This is a genomic window from Streptomyces sp. T028 (genome assembly GCF_048159505.1).
GTDB lineage: Bacteria > Actinomycetota > Actinomycetes > Streptomycetales > Streptomycetaceae > Streptomyces.
On sequence record NZ_JBLRVZ010000010.1, the window covers coordinates 176,692 to 195,223 of the forward strand.

Below are 18,532 nucleotides of genomic sequence, written 5' to 3' on the forward strand. Positions count from 1 at the left end.
GGCAGCCCCCTCCAACTGCTCCTGCTCGCCGCTTCGTTCGTCCTCGCGGCCTACGCGGGGGTCCGCCTCCTCGCGGACGACTGGTTCGGCGTGGCGCTGTGGATCGTAGGGGCCGCGCTGCTGCATGACCTCGTGCTGCTGCCGTTGTACGCGGCCGCGGACCGGGCCCTCACAGGCGGTCTCGGCGCGTTCGGCCGCCGGGGGCTGACGATGTACGTCCGGGTCCCGGCAGCCCTGTCGGGGCTGCTCCTGTTGGTGTGGTTCCCGCTGATCAGCGGGATGGTGGACCGGCGTTACCGGTTGGGCACCGGACTGTCCCCGGAGGGCTTCCTCGCCCGCTGGCTGTTGATCACCGGTGTGCTCTTCGTGGGCTCGGCGCTGCTGCTGGCGCTTCGGCTGCGCAGGGCGAGGAAGTCGCGGCCTCCGGCCGTCCACTGACCGGCCCGCTTCCAGCCGTGCGCGTGGCGCAGCAGGGCGGCCGTGCCGAGCCGGGCCCAGGGGAAAGGGGTCCCGGCGGTGGCGCCGGCGTCGGTGATGTGGACGTGAACGCGTTCGTCGACGTCCACGGGAGCGGTCTCGGCGAGGAGGAGACCTCCCGGTCGCAGAAGCCGCGCCGCTCGCTCCAGCAGCGCGGCGGGGTCGCCCCCGATGCCGATGTTGCCGTCTATCAGCAGGACCGTGCCCCAGCGGCCCTCACCCGGCAGCGGTTCGAAGACCGAGCGCCGCAACGCCTGGCCCCCGAGCCGGATCGTGTGCTCTACCGCGGCCTCGCTCACGTCGATGCCGAGGGCGGTCCGGCCGCGCGCGGCGAGCTCCGCGACCAAGCGCCCCGGTCCGCAGCCGACGTCCAGCACCGTGCCCTCGCACCGGTCCAGTACGTCCCGGTCGACCGCGTCCGCCCGCGCGCACCACCGTTCCACCTCCAGCGGCAGCAGCCAGCCGTCGGCTCGGCGAAGGAACAGGGGCCCGCGTCCGGCGTGCAGCGCGGCGGCGTAGGAGTCGGCGGCCGCCCAGGGCGGGACGGTGGTGCTCATCGGAGGCCCGCCGCCGCGGGGCACTGAGCCAGGCGAGCGGCGAAGCGGCCGCGCGGGGCCAGGGCGGCGACCGCGTGGGCGTCGGCGGCGGTGTCGACGTCCTGCAGACGCGGCAGGTCCCGCACGCGCAGCCCTGCGGCGACGAGCCGCTCCCGCTGCACGGCTCCGGTCGCGGGTGTCGACATGGGTACTCCTCGCAGCAGCGCGGGATCGGGTTCGGCCAGTCCGAGGGCCCAGAAGCCGCCGTCCTCGGCAGGGCCGAAGTACGCGTCGCAGTCCGAGAAGTCGACGCCGAGCAGGCCGGGTGTGACCTGAGGAGTGTCCATCCCGATGAGCAGTGCCGGGCCGGCACAGCGCCCGAACGCGTCAGCCAGCCGCTCGTCGAGCCCGCCCGCGCACTGGGGGAGGACCTCGAAGCCGGGCGGTAGCCAGGGGCCGGGGGAGCCGTCGAGGACGAGCACCCTCCGCGAGGCCGGAGCCGCGGCTACGGCGTACAGGGTGTCGGTGAGGGCCGCCTCCGCGAGCCCGGCCGCCTCCTCGGGTGTGAAGGGCGGGGTGAGCCGGGTCTTGACCCGGCCGGGCAGCGGTTCCTTGGCGATGACGAGCAGCGTGGTCACCGTGCGCTCCCCTCGCCGGCCGGGGTCTCCTGGAGGACACGGCTCATGTCCCGTACGGCCTGCCAGGTGCCCCGCCAGGTGCCCGTCACCTTCGAGGCGCCCGAGCGCGGCAGATACGGCACGTCGCGCTCGGCGATCCGCCAGCCCGCGTCGGCGGCCCGCACGACCATCTGCAGCGGGTAGCCGCTGCGCCGGTCGGTGAGGCCGAGGGCCAGCAGCGGCTCACGCCGGGCGGCCCGCAGCGGGCCGAGGTCGTGCAGACGCAGGCCGGTGCGGCGGCGCAGCAGGCGCGCGAGTGCCATGTTGCCCGCGCGGGCGTGTGCGGGCCAGGTGTCGCGGGCACGGGGGCGGCGTCGCCCGAGGACGAGGTCGGCCGTGCCGGAGCGGACCTCGTCGACGAAGGGCACGAGCAGGGACGGGTCGAGGGAGGCGTCGCAGTCGCAGAAGCAGACGATCTCGGCGGTGGCGGCCGTCAGCCCCGCGTGACATGCGGCGCCGAACCCCCGGCGGGACTCGTGCACGACGGTCGCGCCGAGCGCGCGGGCGATCTCCGCCGAGCCGTCGGCGGAGCCGTTGTCGACGACCACAGCGCGCCAGCCGTCCGGGATCCGCCCGAGCACCCATGGCAGGGCCTCGGCCTCGTTCAGACAGGGCAGGAGAACGTCGACGTCTGATGGTGGTGAGAGGGTCACGGCTTTCACCCTACGAACACGAACGGTATATATCGGGCTCCCGCTCCTTACGAAACGCGGACGTCGGGGGCCGCGCGGTGTCCGGGGACGGTGTGCGGGACGGCGTGGTGCCACGCTGGAGGCATGCAGCAGCCGTACGAGCCCCTGGGGGCAGGAACCGGGAACCGTTCCGCGCGGGTCCTGGTCGTCGACGACGACCCCACTGTCGCCGAGGTGGTCACCGGATACCTCGGCCGGGCCGGCTACCTCGTGGACCGGGCCGACGACGGCCCCACCGCCCTCGCGCGGGCCGGTGAGCACCGGCCGGACCTGGTGGTCCTGGATCTGATGCTGCCCGGCATGGACGGACTGGAGGTGTGCCGTCGCATGCGCGCCCACGGACCCGTGCCGGTCATCATGCTCACGGCCCGCGGCGACGAGGACGACCGCATCCTCGGGCTGGAGGTCGGTGCCGACGACTACGTCACCAAGCCCTTCAGCCCGAGGGAACTGGTGCTGCGGGTGGAGTCCGTCCTGCGCCGCTCCCGCCCCGACACGGGAACGCGTCCGCTCGGCGCGGCCGGACTCGCCCTCGACCCCACAGCCCGCCGAGCCGCGAAACACGGCGCCGAACTCGCTCTCACACTCCGGGAGTTCGACCTGCTCTCGTTCTTCCTGCGGCACCCGGGGCAGGCCTTCAGTCGGGAGGATCTGATGCGTGAGGTGTGGGGCTGGGACTTCGGTGACCTGTCGACCGTGACGGTCCACGTCCGTCGGCTGCGCGGCAAGGTCGAGGACGACCCGGCCCGGCCCCGTTTGATCCAGACGGTGTGGGGCGTTGGCTACCGCTTCGAACCGGGTGGTGAGTGACCGTGCGGGACACCCTTCTCATCGCCTCGTACGCCTTCGCGGGTGCCGCCGTCACCGGGCTCGCCGGAGCCGGCGTGCTGCGGCTGATCCGGCGCCGCTCGCTGACCGCCTCGCTCGCCGTGGTTGCGGCGGTCGGTGTGCTGGCCATGCTCGCGGGCACGCTGGCCGTCGCGTGGGCGATGTTCCTCTCCCCGCACGACCTGACGGTGGTGACGACCGTCGTCGCCATGGCGGCCGTGGTCTCCCTGGCCACCGCGCTGCTCCTGGGTCGCTGGGTCGTCGCCCGCAGCCGCGAACTCGCCGTCGCCGCCCGCTCGTTCTCCGACGGCCCGTTCGTCGCCCCAGACGGTCCGGCCACCGCCGAACTGGACGCGCTGAGCCGTGAACTCGCGGCCACCAGCGCCAGGCTCGCCGAATCCCGGGAGCGTGAGCGGGCATTGGAGTCCTCCCGGCGGGAGCTCGTCGCCTGGATCTCGCACGACCTGCGCACCCCGCTGGCCGGGCTGCGCGCCATGGCGGAGGCCCTGGAGGACGGCGTTGCCGCCGACCCCCGCCGCTACTTCCGCCAGATCCGCACCGAGGTCGAACGGCTCAATGGCATGGTCGGCGACCTCTTCGAGCTCTCCCGCATCCACGCCGGTACCCTCCCGCTGACTCCCTCCCGGATCTCGCTCTACGACCTGATCGGCGATGCTCTCGCGGGTGCGGACCCGCTTGCCCGCGAGCACGGCGTGCGGCTGGTCGGCGACCGGGTGGCGGCGGTGCCGGTGGAGGTCGACGGCAGGGAGATGAGCCGGGTCCTGGGCAACCTGCTGGTCAACGCGATCCGCCGGACGCCCGCCGACGGCACGGTGGCGGTCGCCGCCGAGCGCTCCCCGGAGGGGGTGGTGGTGTCGGTGACGGACGGCTGCGGCGGTATCCCGGAGGAGGACCTGCCCCGGGTCTTCGACACCGGCTGGCGCGGCACCGACGCCCGGACGCCCCCGGCGGGCGCGGGTCTGGGCCTCGCCATCGTCCGGGGGATCGTGGAGGCGCATCAGGGTCGGGCCACGGTGCGCAACATTCCCGGCGGCTGCCGCTTCGAGGTGGTGNCACCACCGGTCCAGAACGGTTCGGCGGCGCCCTGAAGGGGCGCGGGGAACGGCGCGACCAGCCACGACGGCGCCGCAGACGGCGGACGGCATACCGCGGCACTTCCGGCGCAGCGCTCAGGCACCCCGCATCCCGGCCCGCGCGAACTCCGCCATGCCCTCCTCGAACCCGACCTCCGGCTTCCACCCGAACACGTCCCGCAGCCGGGAGGAGTCCGCGGTGATGTGCCGGACGTCGCCCAGCCGGTACTCGCCGGTCACGACGGGCGCCGGCCCACCGTGCGCCGCGGCCAGCGCCCGCGCCATCTCGCCGACGGTGTGCGGCTCGCCACTGCCGGTGTTGTACGCCGTGAGCGCCCCCGGCGCCGACCCGGCCTCCAGCGCCACGACGTTGGCCGAGGCCACGTCCCGCACATGCACGAAGTCCCGCAGCTGCCCTCCGTCCTCATAGACGCGCGGGGCCTCGCCCCGGGCGAGCGCGGAACGGAAGAAGGAGGCCACACCGGCGTACGGGGTGTCGCGGGGCATCCGGGGCCCGTACACGTTGTGGTAGCGCAACGACACCGCCGACCCGCCCGTGCAGCGGGCCCACGCGGCGGCCAGGTGCTCCTGCGCGAGCTTGGTCGTGGCGTACACGTTGCGCGGATCGGCCGGGGCGTCCTCCCCGACCGGGCCGGGAACAAGGTCCTCCCCGCACGCCGGGCACAGCGGCTCGAACCTGCCCGCGTCGAGATCGCCGACCGTACGCGGGCCCGGCCGCACCACTCCATGCCGGGGGCACTCGTACCGTCCCTCCCCGTACACCACCATCGACCCGGCCAGCACGAGACGCCGTACCCCCGACTCCGCCATCCCGGCGAGCAGGACGGCGGTGCCCAGGTCGTTGCGGGAGACGTACTCCGCCGCATCGGCGACCCCGTCGCCGAGCCCGACCATCGCCGCCTGATGACACACCGCGTCGACGCCGACCAGGGCACGGGCGACCGCCGCCGGGTCGCGCACGTCCGCCCCGGGATCCTCCCGGACGTCGTACACGACCGGCTCGTGCCCGCGCTCCCGCAACACGTCGACGACATGGGACCCGATGAACCCGGCACCGCCGGTGACCAGTACACGCATACGGCCACGCTAGGGCGCCGGGCGTACCGGATCCCGTGACCCGCCGGGCACGTCACCGCTCCGTAAGAGGTTCCGGGCGCGTCGGACCGGGACAAAACGCCGTGCGCGCGAGACGCTGCCCGCCATGAACGCGACCCCGCCCCGCTTCGACGACCTCACCGCCCTCTACGTCAACTGCACCCTCAAACCCTCCCCGCAGCTCAGCCACACCCAGGGGCTGATCGACAAGAGCCGCGCGATCATGGACGCGCAAGGAGTGACGACCGACGAGATCAGGGCGGTCGACCACAACATCGCCACCGGCGTCCACCCGGACATGACCGAGCACGGCTTCGCCACCGACGAGTGGCCGGCGCTCTACGAGCGGGTGATGGCCGCCGACATCCTGGTGCTGGCCGGACCCATCTGGCTGGGCGACAACAGCTCGGTGACCAAGAAGGTCGTCGAGCGCCTCTACGCCTGTTCCTCGCTGCTGAACTCCCAGGGCCAGTACGCCTACTACGGCCGGGTCGGCGGCTGTCTGATCACCGGCAACGAGGACGGCGTCAAACACTGCGCGATGAACGTCCTCTACAGCCTTCAGCACCTCGGCTACACGATCCCGCCCCAGGCGGACGCCGGCTGGATCGGCGCGGCCGGCCCCGGGCCCTCGTATCTCGACCCGGGCTCGGGCGGCCCCGAGAACGACTTCACCAACCGCAACACCTCCTTCATGACCTGGAACCTCATGCACATCGCCGCCCTCCTCAAACGCGCCGGAGGTGTCCCCGCGCACGGCAACCAGCGCTCGGAGTGGGACGCGGGCTGCCGGCCGGGCGCCGACAACCCAGAGCACCGCTGAGACGACAAGCGGCGGTGGATCTGTCAATGTGCGACGGCGTGTCAGTCATGCCTGTCATGTGAAACTGACCGCGTGGCTGTCAACTCGGCGAGTTCCCGCCATGCGTACGCGCAGAAATGCATCGTGCCGCCCTGTTCGCAGAGTTCCGCCGCTCGCCGGTACACCGTGGTGGCGGTGGCTGTGTCCCCCAGCGCGGCGTAGATCCTCGCCGTCCACAACAGGTTCACCCCCACCTCGTGCACGGCGGGCCAGGGCCCCGCGTCCACCGCCGCGTCGGCCATCAGACGGGCCTGCTCGTGTTCGCCTCGCCTCAGGGCCAGGTGCCCTTCGAGCACGGCCAGGTGGACCAGCATGCTGGTGTGGCCGAGTACCTCGATCACCGGCCGCGCCCTGGTCAGCCGTTCGGCCGCACGCTCGTCGAGGCCCTGGTCCACGAGGAACTCGGCGATCGACAGGTAATACTGGGCCTCCGCCCAGGAGTTGATGTCCTGTTGCGGGTCGATCTGCCGCAGCGCGCACTCGAACCAGATCCGCGCCTGCGGGTAGTCGTCGGTCAGCAGACACAGCCGGGCCGACTCCCGGTACGCCGCGCTGCGCTGTTGCCAGGGAACCTCGTCCGAGATCCTCGCGACGAGCGCGTCGGCCACCTCGCGCCCCCAGCGCTGGTGACCGCTCCAGGCGCAGGCGTTCACCAGCACGGTGCCCGCCCGCACGGCGACGGACGCCTCCTGATGGGGCTCGGCCAGCGTCCAGGCGAGCTGGGCGAACCGCAGACCGTCCACGAGGCTGCCGTTGCGCAGACCGAGTTCGGCGAGACGCCGGGCGACGCGTTCCAGTCGTTCCGTGGAGGACCTGGTGTACTCGTCGTCGAGCAGGTGGCGCAGCAGCAGCCGGCTCTCCTCGACACGGCCGCTCCCGCCGTGGATTCGGGCCAGCGACCAGCGGACCTCCCAGAGCAGATCCCGGTGCGGGCCGTCCCCGTGCTCGTCGAGGAACGCGGTGAGCTGCTCGGCGGCCCTTTTCGAGGCGCCCTCCTCCTCGTCCCTTCCCGCCCTGAACAGCAGCCCGACGAGGTCGGTCCGTCCCGTGCCGGCCGTGCTGCCGCCATCCGAGGTCAGGGGGCCGGTCCCGGGCGCCGGAAGACCCGCGTCCTCCCCCAAGAGGGAGCGGGGAGCCACCCGCAAACGCTTCGCGATCTCCGCGACGACCTCCGGGCTCGGCACGCGTTTGCCGTTCTCCAGCAGCGAGACGTAGCTCGCGGAGAGCTCGGGCCCGGCGAGCTCGGCCTGCGACATACCCGCACGACGTCTGAGGTCGCGCACTCTTCTTCCGAACGCGGGCTGCGTCGGCAACACGGCTCCTCCTGAGACGAACGGCTCTCTACCCCGGGAGTGCCGTGTGCCGTTCCACGACGGTTCCCACCGCATGGTGCCCTCAACACCTCCTGGAGACAGGTGACTTGACTCGGACATGGTCAGGAAGTCATGGTATTGCGCAAGAGCTGTGAATTGATCATCACATATGTCCGGACTCCATCATGACTGGGGCTTGCTCGGCAGCCGGAACGGATGGCCGGTAGGCCGGTTCCCCCAGTCAAGTACCGGGAATTCCAGGGCACTTCCAGATCGCGTGAACGCAAGGGAAGCCGTCGGCGGCGAGTGTGTCCGTGCGCCGCGCTGACGGCGTCACAGCGCCGGCCGAGGCAGGCCGGTGTGGGTTGGTGAGGGAGAGTCTGCGTGCGTGGCTTACAGGTGAGGCTGTTCGGCGAGGTGGAGCTCCAGCGGGCCGGGCACCCACTGACCGCCCCACCGGGCAAAGCCCTTGAGCTGCTCGGATACCTACTGATTCACCGAGACCGCATTCATACCCGTGAAGTGATCTCCGAGTTGTTGTGGCCGGACTTCGAGCCCGGCGCCGCCCGAAAGTACCTGCGCCAGACGTTGTGGCGGCTCAACACGACCATGCAGGACCGTTCGAACGAGCACGGCGAGGCAGGAGAGGCGGGAGAAGAGGCACGCGAACTCGTCGTCGTCGATCCCCACTGCGTCCGGATCAACCCGGCCGCGTCCTGCTGGCTGGACGTGGACGCGTTCGAGGAGAGTTACGCGAAGGTCCGTGACACCCCCGGGCACGCCCTCTCCGACGACCAGGCGCACAGGGTGGAGCACGCGCTCGGCCTCTACCGCGGAGACCTCCTCGCCACCTGGTACCACGACTGGTGCGACCACGAGCGGGACCGTCTCAGACACGCCTATCTGGCGATGCTGGACCAGTTGATGGGCCACTGCGAGGCACGCGGACTCTACGCCAAGGGGGTCGGCTTCGGGCAGGCCGTCCTGCGTCACGACGCGGCCCGGGAGCACACCCACCGACAGTTGATGCGGCTGCACTACGCCGCCGGCGACCGCACGTCCGCGCTCCGCCAGTACGAGCGGTGCACATCGGTGGTGAACCGGGAGTTCGGGGTGGGGCCCTCGGCGGACACCACGGTCCTCTACGAGCACATCCGGGCCGACCGGGCCGAGGACATCCTGCCGGGCGGTGTCCGGACGGCGGTGGTCACACGGACGGCGGTGGCCACACGGCCGGTGTGCGAGGTGAGGGACACGGTCGGTCCCGGCGACTTCCGTGAACGGCCGGAGCCGTTGCCCACGGGCGCGATCCCGATCCAGCGGTCCCCGTCCCGGCGTGAGACGGCGCCGGTCGATCCTGTCCGGCTACAGTCGATCGACTCGTCCGGCTCGGACAGCCGGACTCCGAGCGGCATGGCTGACCAGAGGCGCGGACCGGCCGGGGGTCACCGGAACGAGGGGCGGGACACCATGGGCGGTTCGGGCTACACCGATTCGACGCACCATCTGCTGGCCGAACTCGCCCGCCTCAACATTCTGCTGGGCAGACAGGTCAGGTGCGCCCGGCGTTCCCACGGCGAATCCGCCGACGAACTCTCCGCGCTGTACGTCACGGACGCCGAGGTGGACGCGCTGCTGGACGGCACGCTCGGCAACACGCCACCCGTGGACGGGGACCCGGAAACCGAAGCGGAGCTGGACAGGCTGTCGGCGGATATCGCCGAACACGTGGCGCAGAGCGTGCGGGACGGCGTCGGCCTGCGGTTGGTGGCCCTCGCCGGGCTGTTCGATCTGCACCCGGTGGACATCGACGTCGTCGTGATGTGCCTCGCCCCGGAGATCGACCGCCGCTACGAGCGGCTGTACGGCTATCTGCATGACGACCTGACCCGGCGGCTGCCGACGGTCGGCCTCGCCCTCGACATGCTGGGCGCCGACCCGGCGGTGCGGGCCGCCATGAGAACCCGGTTCACACCGTCGGCGCCGCTGGTCCGGCACCGGCTGATCACGCTCACGGAGGAGTCCGCGACACCGACGCACTCCCTGCTGGGCAACAACATCCGGCTGGACCCGCGCGTCGCAGGATTCCTGCTGGAGGACGACGAGCCGACCGACCCACTGCGGCCGTACGCGCGGCTCGTCACGCCGACCGGAACGCTCGACGACCTGCACTTCCCGGCGGAGTTCGGCGCGTCACTGGCCCGGCTGAGCGAGCACGCCGACGACCGCCTCGTCGTCTACTGCCAGGGCCCCTACGGCGTCGGCAAGCAGAGTGCCGCGGCCGCCTGCGCCCGGCGCTGGAACGCGGCGCTGCTGGTGGTGTCCGCGGATCTGCTCGCGGAGCGCCCGATGGAGGAGTTCACGGCACTGGTCGGCCTGGTCGACCGGGAGGCACGGCTGCAGGGCGCGGTCACGTACTGGGAGAACGCCGACGCACTCCTCGCCGAACAGGCGCGCCCCCGGCTGTCGTTGCTGCTGTCCACGCTGGCGGCCCACCCCGCCCCGGCGTTCCTGGCGGGCGACACCGCGTGGGAGCCGGCCGACCCGCCGCAGGGCATGACCTTCGTACGGCTGGAGTTCCCCGCGCCCGGCTACGGCGAGCGGCTGCGCATCTGGGAGTCCGCACTCGACGGGCTGGACGGGTTCGACGGGCCGGACCGGTCGGCGCTGGACCTGGCGGCCGTCTCCGGGAAGTTCCGGCTGACCGGCGGTCAGATCCAGGACGCCGCGGCGACCGCCCGCAACCTGGCGCACGCCCGCGCACCGGGCGTGCCCCAGGTGTCCCAGGACGACCTGTACGCGGCGTGCCGTCTGCAGTCCAACCGCAAGCTGGCCGAACTGGCCCAGCAGATCACGCCGCACTACGGCTGGGACGACATCGTGCTGCCCGCAGACCGCATGGAGCAGTTGCGGGAGATCGCCAACCAGGTGCGCTATCGGGCCCTGGTCTACGAGTCCTGGGGTTTCGAGCGGAAGCTGGCCAACGGCCGGGGCCTGGCCGTGCTGTTCGCCGGGGCGTCCGGTACCGGCAAGACCATGGCGGCCGACGTCCTGGCCCACGAACTCGGCCTGGACCTCTACAAGATCGACCTGTCGACCGTGGTCAGCAAGTACATCGGCGAGACCGAGAAGAACCTCTCCCGCATCTTCGCCGAGGCCGCCACCAGCAACGCCGTACTCTTCTTCGACGAGGCCGACGCCCTGTTCGGCAAGCGCTCCCAGGTGCGTGACGCGCACGACCGGTACGCCAACCTGGAGACCAGCTACCTGTTGCAGCGGATGGAACAGCACGAGGGGGTGGTCGTGCTGGCCACCAACCTGCGCAAGAACCTGGACGACGCGTTCATCCGCCGCCTGCACGCCACCATCGACTTCCCGGTCCCCGGCGTCGAGGACCGGCGCCGCATCTGGGAGCAGGTATGGCCGAAGGAGGCTCCCCTGGACGCCGGTCTCGACATGGGCCTGCTGGCCCGGGAGATCGATCTGCCGGGGGGCAGCATCCGTAACATCGCCCTTGCCGGCGCCTTTCTTGCCGCCGCGGACGGTGGGGTGGTGTCCATGGGGCATCTGCTGCGGGCCACCCGGCGCGAGTACCAGAAGATGGGCAAGATCCTGACCACCGGAGAGTTCGGCACCGGCACCACCACCGGAAAGGATGCATCACATGCGTTCCCCTCAGAGTGAGGTCACACCGGCGCGGAAGGCCCCGGCCACCGCAGCCGAAGACCCCGTGTCGCAGGAGTGCCGACCCGCGCACCCCCGCGACGGGCTGCTGCACCTGCAACGCCGCTATGGCAACCGCGGCGTACGAGGCGTCATCCAGGCCAAGCTGAACGTCGGCCCGGTCGACGACCCGCTGGAGCGTGAGGCCGACCGGATCTCGCGCGTGGCGATGGAGACATCGGCTCGGCCCTCGTACGAGGAGGCACAGCGGGCGCCCGAGGAGGTACGGCGGGCGGCTGAGCCGACCCAGCACGTGCACGGAGCGGCGGGCGGCGCCGCGGACCCTGCCGTGGAGCGGGCGGTGGCGCGTGCCCGTGGCGGTGGGCGGCCCGTTCCGGGGGGCGTGCGCGAGCGGATGGAACGGGTGTCCGGGGCGGACTTCAGCGGGGTCCGCGTTCACGTCGGCGCCGAGTCCGACCGACTCAACAGCGAGCTCGGCTCCAGGGCCTTCACGGTGGGCGCCGACGTGTTCGTCCGTCGCAGCGAGTACCGCCCCGGCAGCGCCAGGGGCGACGCGTTGCTGGGGCACGAGCTGACCCACACCGTCCAGCAGGGCGCTGCACTGCCCCGCGCAGGGAGGCTCACACCTCGACAGACTCTTCCGACGGTCCAGCGCTCGGTCAAGGACGACGTGCGGAACTACCTGAAGGAGTACGGGGAGATCCACGGAAAGCCCGCCGACGACAAGGCCAACGTATTTCCGTTAGTGGTTCTGGTGGCGGACGGCCAAGATGCCAGTCGCTGCTTCGATAACTATGGCGACGACGTCTTGTTCTTGAAGGAGAACAGCGCGTACGGCAAACTGACGGTCAACAAGATCGGAAAGTCGGAAATGAAATATGCTATCGATCTGGTCGATATGAACGGAGGCGCCCTCTACTTGAAGCATAACGATGAATGGGAGGTCGGAAAAGGTGGCGGTGTCCTTCTGATTGCCCAACCTGAATCGCCGAGGTTCGGGGTGAAGGGTGACGAGGGGCTGGTGTTCTCGTTCGATCAGATCCTGAAGCACGAACTCGGTCATTTCTGGCAGCGTGAGATGCTGGGAATGGAGATCGGCGAGCCGGTCGACAAATTCCTGGTAGAATTCCATAATGTGCTGACGAACGAGAATCGGCAGACCGCTCCGGAGGGCGTTGCCGAGCTCACTCGGGAAAACTTCCGGACAGCGTACGGAACCGTCGAGAGCGACTTCTCGAAGGAGGTGACGGACGCCCTGGGCATAGCTGATCTGCATAAGCGGAGTACCGAGGATTTGTGGCGACTTGTGAGAGAGATTATCGACACAAAGGGTATCGGTGAGGAAAGCGACAAGGTCGACACCGGGGCTGAAAACCGCATGTTCGCGGAGATGGAGTTGGAGCTGCAGAAGCCGCGATATGGTCGATGGGTTCCCGAAGGGGACCTGAAGGAAGCCGGTGTAACTTTTCGTCGAGAATTCAAACGAAACTTTGCATTCAGGTATCTCAATAATCTCGCCAAGAATGGCAAGATTCTCGCCGGGCGAGTGAAAAAGCTCGAAACGGATGCGCGGACGGAGCTGAGCAAGGCTCGGGTCAGGGTGCCCAGTGAGTGGGCTTCAGGGCTGTCGAAGGTGCTCAATGATAGGGCCGTCCAAATGAAGAAGAGTCAGTCGGAAATTGAGCGGAAGCAGAAAGAGGCTCTCGCGAAAATCCGTAAGGAACGTCTGAAGGGTGCGGATAAGGAGAAAGCTGGCCGAAACGCCGAGGCTGAAACGATCGGTAAGATGGCCAATCGTGGGAAAAAGAAAAACCAGGACATGCTTTCCGCGCTTTTCGGGAAGGATCCGAAGGGGAAAAAGGATTCGAAGGGGAAAGTATGAGCCGACCCGTCGGAGAGTGCGGACGGGGAATCCTGGGAGCACATCCCTCATCCGGGTGTGCCATACCCGTCCCGTCCCTCGTCGACCGAGGTCCGGCGAAGTGTTCGCGCAGGCCAGGGGCCGCCAGGATCCGGAGATTTTCTGCTGTGCCTTGACCCGTCCGGTCCCGCTCGGCCTGGTTGCCGCCGGAAGGGAGCCGGGCCGGTCAGGGGGCGGGTGTTTCCGCACCGAGCAGGTCGAGCAGCGCATCCGACAGGATGCGTGAAACCTGCGGGACCGGCCACGACGGCGCCGCAGACGATCGACGGCACGTCTCGCCGCTTCCAGCAGAGCGATGTGCGGTGAGCGTCCACGCCCGGCCCGCGGGCGCGCGCCGGGCCGTCCGCGGAACGGTGGGAACCCGCAGCCGCATCCAGCAACATGATCTGCGTCACGATCATCGGTGAGCCGCCACGTCACGACGTCATCGATCGCAGCTGGACATCCCGTGAGACGTGTCGGCAGACGGTCCGGCAGACGATCGGAGTACGCCCACCGGATAGACCTGTCGCTCAGAGCCGATCGGCACAGCGGCAACGTGAGACGAGGAGAAGCGATGTTCCAGGATCTGGACGCGACCCTCGCCGCGCTCGTCGAGGCCGAGCTTCCGCTGTCCGGCATCACCGTCAGTTTCGCCACTCCGGACGACCAGTTCCCGCCCTCCGGTGTCACCCTGCCGGCGGTCGCCTTCTTCCTGTACGACGTGCGGGAGAACCACGAACTGCGCACCAACCAGTGGGACAACACGCGGCAGGAGTCCGGCATGGTCACCCGCAAGCGGGCACCGGCGCGGATCCTGTGCTCCTATCTGATCACCGCTTGGCCGAACGAGAGCGCGCCCAACCCGGCGCAGGACGAACACCGGCTGCTCGGCGCGGTGATGAAGGTGCTGCTGCGCCACCGGGAGATCCCCGCCAGTTACCTGCGGGGCGAACTGGCCGAGCAGCCGGCTCCGCTGCCGGCCAGGATCAACGCCGAGAGCCAGCTGCAGGGCATCGGCGAGTTCTGGCAGGCCATGGGCGGACGGCCCAAGGCCATCCTGCACTACAGCGTCACGCTCAGCGTCGACGTCTTCGAGTCCACCGACGTCGGACCCGAGGTGACCGAGACGGTCCTCAGGGTCGGCCACGGCGTTGACCACGAGTCATGACGAGGGGGAGATCCCACACATGCCGCAGTATCTGGCGCCTGGCGTGTACGTCGAAGAGGTCCCCTCGGCGATCAAACCGATCGCCGGGGTGGGAACCAGCACCGCGGGTTTCGTCGGCGTCGTGGCCGACACGGTCACGATGCCGCTGCTGCCCGGCCGGTCCGGGCTGAAGTCCGACGGCACCACCCCCGAGCCCGCCGACTTCGCCACGGTGGCCCCCGTCGGCCAGGCGCGGCTCGTGGACGGCTGGGAGACCTTCAAGACCCTGTTCGGTGATATCCAGTCCGGCAACAGCACGCTCGCCCACGCGGTCTACGGCTTCTTCAACAACGGCGGCGGCCGCTGCTGGATCACCCGGGTCGCGCCCGACGCGGAGAGCGATGCCGGTATCGATTCCGACGCCGGTACGGATGCAGGCGTCGACCCTGACGCGGGTACGGATGCCGGCACCGATCCCGAGGCGGGTACGGTCGCCGCCACCGATCCCACGTTCGCCGGTACCAGCGCGGATCAGCTTGACGCGAGGCTGATCGCCGCCCTGGACACCTTCACCGCCATCGACGAGATCGCCCTGGTCGCGATCCCCGGCGCGGTGAGCGACGCCGTGCAGGGCGCGATCCTCGACCACTGCGAGAACCAGTACCTCCAGGACCGTTTCGCGATCCTCGACGGCCGACAGACCACCGAGCTGACCAAGTCGACGATCCAGGGAGGCACCCGCGACAGCAGCTACGGGGCGATCTACTACCCGTGGATCGACGTCGGCGCCAAGGACGCGGACGGCAACCCGGTGTACCAGCCGCCGAGCGGCCACCTCGCCGGGGTCTACGCCCGCGTCGACACCGAACGGGGTGTGCACAAGGCACCGGCCAACGAGGTGATCCGCGGCGCGCTGGGCCTGGAGAAGCTGGTCAGCAAGCAGGCACAGGCCGGGCTCAACCCCAACGGCATCAACGTGATCCGCAAGTTCGACGGCAACATCACCGTCTGGGGCGCCCGCACCATGGCGGGTTCGGCGCAGGCCGAATGGCGGTACATCAGTTCCCGCAGGGTGTTCAACTTCCTGCGGGAGTCGATCGACGAGGGCACCCAGTGGGCGGTCTTCGAGCCGAACGCGCCGGAACTGTGGTCGAAGATCCGCCGCAACGTGGGCGCCTTCCTGACCACCGTGTGGTCGTCCGGCGCGCTCCTCGGCAACACCCCCGAACAGGCCTTCTACGTACGCTGCGACGAGACCGTCAACCCCGCGGCGGTCCGGGACGCGGGCCAGCTGGTCGTCGAGATCGGAGTGGCCCTGGTACGCCCGGCCGAGTTCGTGGTGTTCCGGATCAGCCAGTGGGCCGGCGGGATCCAGTAACGGCGGACGACCGGACGAGACCATGACCCAGCCACCGATACCGGGCGTCATCCGGCAGGACGTGTTCCCGCCCCCGGCCCCGGTCTTCCTCACCGGGGTGCCCGTTTTCCTCGGCCGGGCGGCCACCGGGCCTCGCACACCGCAACGGCTCACCCTGTGGCCGCAGTTCGAGGCCGCCTACGGCGCGACACCGGGCGGATTCCTGGCCGACGCGGTCCGGGGCTTCTTCGACAACGGCGGGCTCCTGTGCCACGTCGTACGGCTCGACGAGTCGAAACCGTCCACCGTGGCGCTGCAGGCCGCGCTGGACGCGCTGGAGGGCGTGGCGGACGAGGCCGACCTCGTGTGCGCCCCCGACATCGTCACGACGGTGCCGTGGCCGACCGTCGGGTCCCTCGAACCGGTCCTCGCCCAGCAGCGGGTGCTGCTGCGGCACTGCCGGGAACGGGGCGACCGGTTCGCCCTGCTCGACGGTGTCCCCACGACGGACACGACGAGGATCAGGGAACAGTGCGCGGCTCTGACCGGGGCCGACGGCTCCTTCGGGGCGCTGTACCACCCCTGGCTGTGGGCGCCCGGCGGGGACGGACTGCTGCGCCATCTGCCGCCCTGCGGGCACGTGGCCGGCTTGTATGCGGCAGGCGACCAGCGGGTCGGCGTCCAGCGGGCGCCCGCCAACACGGAGGTCGAGGGCGTCGTCGATCTGCAGGTGCGTCTCACCCCCGCCGAGGTGGGGGCGTTGTACGGGCAGGGGGTGAACTGTCTGCGGGCGCTGCCCGGCCGCGGTGTCCGGGTGTGGGGCGCGCGGACCCTGGCCACGGATCCGGCCTGGCGGGACGTGAGCGCCCGGCGCCTGGTCGGCACCATCGGCCGGTGGATCGAGCGGTTCATGACGGGCCTGGTCCACGAGCCCAACGACGTACGGCTGTGGGTGCGGATCATGCGCGAACTCACCGTCTACCTCGACGAGTTGTTCCAGCGTGGCGCGTTGCAGGGCCGGACGGCGGCCGAGGCGTTCTTCGTCAAGTGCGACCACGAGACCAACACCCCGGAAGCCGTCGAAGCCGGGATGGTGGTGACCCAGATCGGTGTGGCCCCGACCGCGCCGGCCGAGTTCATCACCGTTCGCGTCATCCACGGCGCGAGCGGTGTGACGGTCGACGCGGCGTGAACGGCCTCAGCACACAGCGGCAAGCGGTGACAAGCGGTGACCAGCAGGTCGACCAGAAGATCGGCCGATGGTTCGACAAGAAGGAGACGCGGTGGTGGACAGGGTCGACCCCTATTTCGGCTACAACTTCACGGTGGAGCTCGACGGAATGACCCGCGCGGGCTTCCGGGAGTGCTCCGGGCTGGAGAGCAGCCAGAACCAGGCCGAGTACCGTGAGGGCACGGACGCCAACCTGGCCCCGCGGAAGATCCCCGGTCTGAACAGCTACGGCGACATCACCCTCAGCCGCGGTGTGACGAACGACAGCAAGCTGTGGGAATGGCGCCAGCGGGTGATGAAAGGCACCGTCGAACGGCACAACGTGTCGATCACGCTGCTCGACCAGCAGGGTGGGCCGCGGGTGACCTGGAACCTCTTCGAGTGCTGGCCGAAGTCGTGGACCGGCCCCAGCCTGAACGCGACCAGTGACGAGATCGCCGTCGAGCAGATCGTCCTCGCCTGCGAACGGATCGAGGTCGACCAGTGGAGCTAGCGGGCGGCGGCGTCACCGAGGCCCCCCGGGCCCGCCCGGCCGAGTTCCCGTTCACCCTGCCGCACGGTCTCGTCACGCCGGACGGCACGGTGCACCGCGAGGGCACCATGCGGATGTCCACCGCGCTGGACGAGATCGAGCCGATCAAGGACCCACGGGTGCGGTCGAACCCGGGCTATCTGGTCGTCATCCTGCTGACCCGGGTGATCACGAAGCTGGGCAGCCTGGAGTACATCAACACCCACACCGTGGAGAACCTGTACTCGGGCGACCTCGCCTATCTCCAGGACTTCTACCAGCGCATCAACGTCAACGGGCACTCCCGGCTCCAGGTGGACTGCCCGCACTGCGACGGATCGTTCGAAGTGGAGCCCCCCGGCCTGGGGGGATGACGCGCTACTCCCTTGACCGGCTGCACGAGGAAGTAGCGTACGTGGCCTTTCACTTCCACTGGCCCTATCACGACATCATGCAGCTCGACCACCGGGAACGGCAGCGCTGGGTCGCCGAGATCGCCCGCATCAACGAGCGGGTCAACGAACAAGGAGGAGTACGGCGATGACATCGACCGGCATTCCGCTCGGCCTGAGCTGGGCGACCGCCGCCGTGGGCAACTGGACCGGCCTGCGCCTGCCGGACCCGTTCCCGACCTTCAACTTCGCGGTGGAGATCGAGGGCCTGCTCGTCGGCGGCTTCACCGAGGTCAGCGGCCTGGAGAGCCAGATCGAGATGGAGTCCTACCGGGAGGGCGGGGTCAACGGCTTCACCCACCAGCTCCCCGGTGCGGCCAGTCCTTCGAATCTGGTGCTGCGGCACGGCCTGACCGCCGTCAGCTCGCTGTGGAACTGGTACGACAACACCGCCCGCGGTGTCATCCAGCGCAAGAGCGGCACGATCGCCCTGCTCGACCGGCGTCAGATCCCGGTCATGTGGTGGAACTTCCGCAACGCGCTGCCCGTGCGCTGGACCGGCCCGACCTTCACCGCCGGCAGCGACGAGGTCGGCGTCGAGTCCCTGGAGCTGGTGCACGAGGGGCTGACCAAACCGCTGCTGGGCCAGGCCCTCGCGCTGGGTCACGGCATCGCCGACATGGCCCGCTGACCGGGCAACCGCCGACAGGAA

General features: G+C 70.1%; 17 protein-coding genes. 12 read left to right on the forward strand and 5 right to left on the reverse strand.

The window, feature by feature from the left end; genetic code table 11:
• Window positions 1-293: 293 nt before the first annotated feature.
• Genes ACLZN2_RS11195 through ACLZN2_RS11205 form a run of 3 tightly spaced genes read right to left on the reverse strand, consistent with a single transcriptional unit; the run spans window position 294 to window position 2,352 of the window.
• Complete coding sequence (locus tag ACLZN2_RS11195; protein ID WP_416978223.1) at window positions 294-1,034, reverse strand: class I SAM-dependent methyltransferase; 741 nt, start codon at window positions 1,032-1,034, stop codon at window positions 294-296.
• Entirely contained in the window at window positions 1,031-1,651 is a 621-nt protein-coding gene (locus ACLZN2_RS11200) for a TIGR04282 family arsenosugar biosynthesis glycosyltransferase (RefSeq protein ID WP_416978224.1), read from the reverse strand. The genes ACLZN2_RS11195 and ACLZN2_RS11200 overlap by 4 nt, the downstream gene beginning before the upstream one ends.
• Window positions 1,648-2,352 (reverse strand): glycosyltransferase family 2 protein, encoded by a 705-nt coding sequence (locus tag ACLZN2_RS11205; RefSeq protein WP_416978225.1) that lies wholly within the window; start codon window positions 2,350-2,352, stop codon window positions 1,648-1,650. Before ACLZN2_RS11205 ends, ACLZN2_RS11200 begins: the two co-directional genes overlap by 4 nt.
• 114 nt (window positions 2,353-2,466) lie before the next feature.
• On the opposite strand from ACLZN2_RS11205, the gene ACLZN2_RS11210 reads away from it, so the two are divergent.
• Window positions 2,467-3,192, forward strand: a complete 726-nt coding sequence (locus ACLZN2_RS11210; protein WP_416978226.1) for a response regulator transcription factor — start codon at window positions 2,467-2,469, stop codon at window positions 3,190-3,192.
• A 2-nt stretch (window positions 3,193-3,194) separates the two neighbouring features.
• Window positions 3,195-4,319 (forward strand): sensor histidine kinase, encoded by a 1,125-nt coding sequence (locus ACLZN2_RS11215; protein WP_416978227.1) that lies wholly within the window; start codon window positions 3,195-3,197, stop codon window positions 4,317-4,319.
• Between the two features lie 81 nt (window positions 4,320-4,400).
• Here ACLZN2_RS11215 and ACLZN2_RS11220 read toward each other — a convergent pair whose 3' ends face one another.
• Complete coding sequence (locus ACLZN2_RS11220; protein WP_416978228.1) at window positions 4,401-5,402, reverse strand: NAD-dependent epimerase/dehydratase family protein; 1,002 nt, start codon at window positions 5,400-5,402, stop codon at window positions 4,401-4,403.
• 124 nt (window positions 5,403-5,526) lie between these two features.
• On the opposite strand from ACLZN2_RS11220, the gene ACLZN2_RS11225 reads away from it, so the two are divergent.
• The gene (locus tag ACLZN2_RS11225; RefSeq protein WP_416978229.1) at window positions 5,527-6,243 is read left to right on the forward strand and encodes a flavodoxin family protein; all 717 of its coding nucleotides are present in this window, start codon (window positions 5,527-5,529) and stop codon (window positions 6,241-6,243) included.
• A 41-nt stretch (window positions 6,244-6,284) separates the two neighbouring features.
• Here the strand turns inward: ACLZN2_RS11225 and ACLZN2_RS11230 are convergent, their stop codons facing one another.
• Window positions 6,285-7,715, reverse strand: a complete 1,431-nt coding sequence (locus ACLZN2_RS11230; protein WP_416978230.1) for a helix-turn-helix domain-containing protein — start codon at window positions 7,713-7,715, stop codon at window positions 6,285-6,287.
• Window positions 7,716-7,979: 264 nt separating this feature from the next.
• Between ACLZN2_RS11230 and ACLZN2_RS11235 the strand changes: the two genes are divergently transcribed.
• The 9 genes from ACLZN2_RS11235 (at window position 7,980) to ACLZN2_RS11275 (ending at window position 18,511) form a co-directional block, all read left to right on the forward strand.
• Complete coding sequence (locus ACLZN2_RS11235) at window positions 7,980-11,279, forward strand: AAA family ATPase (RefSeq protein WP_416978231.1); 3,300 nt, start codon at window positions 7,980-7,982, stop codon at window positions 11,277-11,279.
• The gene (locus ACLZN2_RS11240) at window positions 11,260-13,161 is read left to right on the forward strand and encodes a DUF4157 domain-containing protein (RefSeq protein ID WP_416978232.1); all 1,902 of its coding nucleotides are present in this window, start codon (window positions 11,260-11,262) and stop codon (window positions 13,159-13,161) included. Before ACLZN2_RS11235 ends, ACLZN2_RS11240 begins: the two co-directional genes overlap by 20 nt.
• A gap of 595 nt (window positions 13,162-13,756) precedes the next feature.
• Entirely contained in the window at window positions 13,757-14,350 is a 594-nt protein-coding gene (locus ACLZN2_RS11245) for a DUF4255 domain-containing protein (protein ID WP_416978233.1), read from the forward strand.
• A 19-nt stretch (window positions 14,351-14,369) separates the two neighbouring features.
• A complete protein-coding gene (locus ACLZN2_RS11250) occupies window positions 14,370-15,707 on the forward strand; it encodes a phage tail sheath family protein (protein WP_416978234.1) in 1,338 nt (445 codons plus the stop codon).
• Window positions 15,708-15,729: 22 nt separating this feature from the next.
• A complete protein-coding gene (locus ACLZN2_RS11255; RefSeq protein ID WP_416978235.1) occupies window positions 15,730-16,878 on the forward strand; it encodes a phage tail sheath family protein in 1,149 nt (382 codons plus the stop codon).
• Window positions 16,879-16,969: 91 nt separating this feature from the next.
• Window positions 16,970-17,410, forward strand: a complete 441-nt coding sequence (locus ACLZN2_RS11260; RefSeq protein WP_416978236.1) for a phage tail protein — start codon at window positions 16,970-16,972, stop codon at window positions 17,408-17,410.
• Window positions 17,401-17,802 (forward strand): hypothetical protein, encoded by a 402-nt coding sequence (locus tag ACLZN2_RS11265; RefSeq protein ID WP_416978237.1) that lies wholly within the window; start codon window positions 17,401-17,403, stop codon window positions 17,800-17,802. Before ACLZN2_RS11260 ends, ACLZN2_RS11265 begins: the two co-directional genes overlap by 10 nt.
• Complete coding sequence (locus tag ACLZN2_RS11270) at window positions 17,799-17,972, forward strand: DUF6760 family protein (RefSeq protein ID WP_401729496.1); 174 nt, start codon at window positions 17,799-17,801, stop codon at window positions 17,970-17,972. The genes ACLZN2_RS11265 and ACLZN2_RS11270 overlap by 4 nt, the downstream gene beginning before the upstream one ends.
• On the forward strand, window positions 17,969-18,511 hold the full coding sequence (locus tag ACLZN2_RS11275) for a phage tail protein (RefSeq protein WP_416978238.1): 543 nt from the start codon (window positions 17,969-17,971) through the stop codon (window positions 18,509-18,511). The genes ACLZN2_RS11270 and ACLZN2_RS11275 overlap by 4 nt, the downstream gene beginning before the upstream one ends.
• Window positions 18,512-18,532 lie beyond the last annotated feature (21 nt).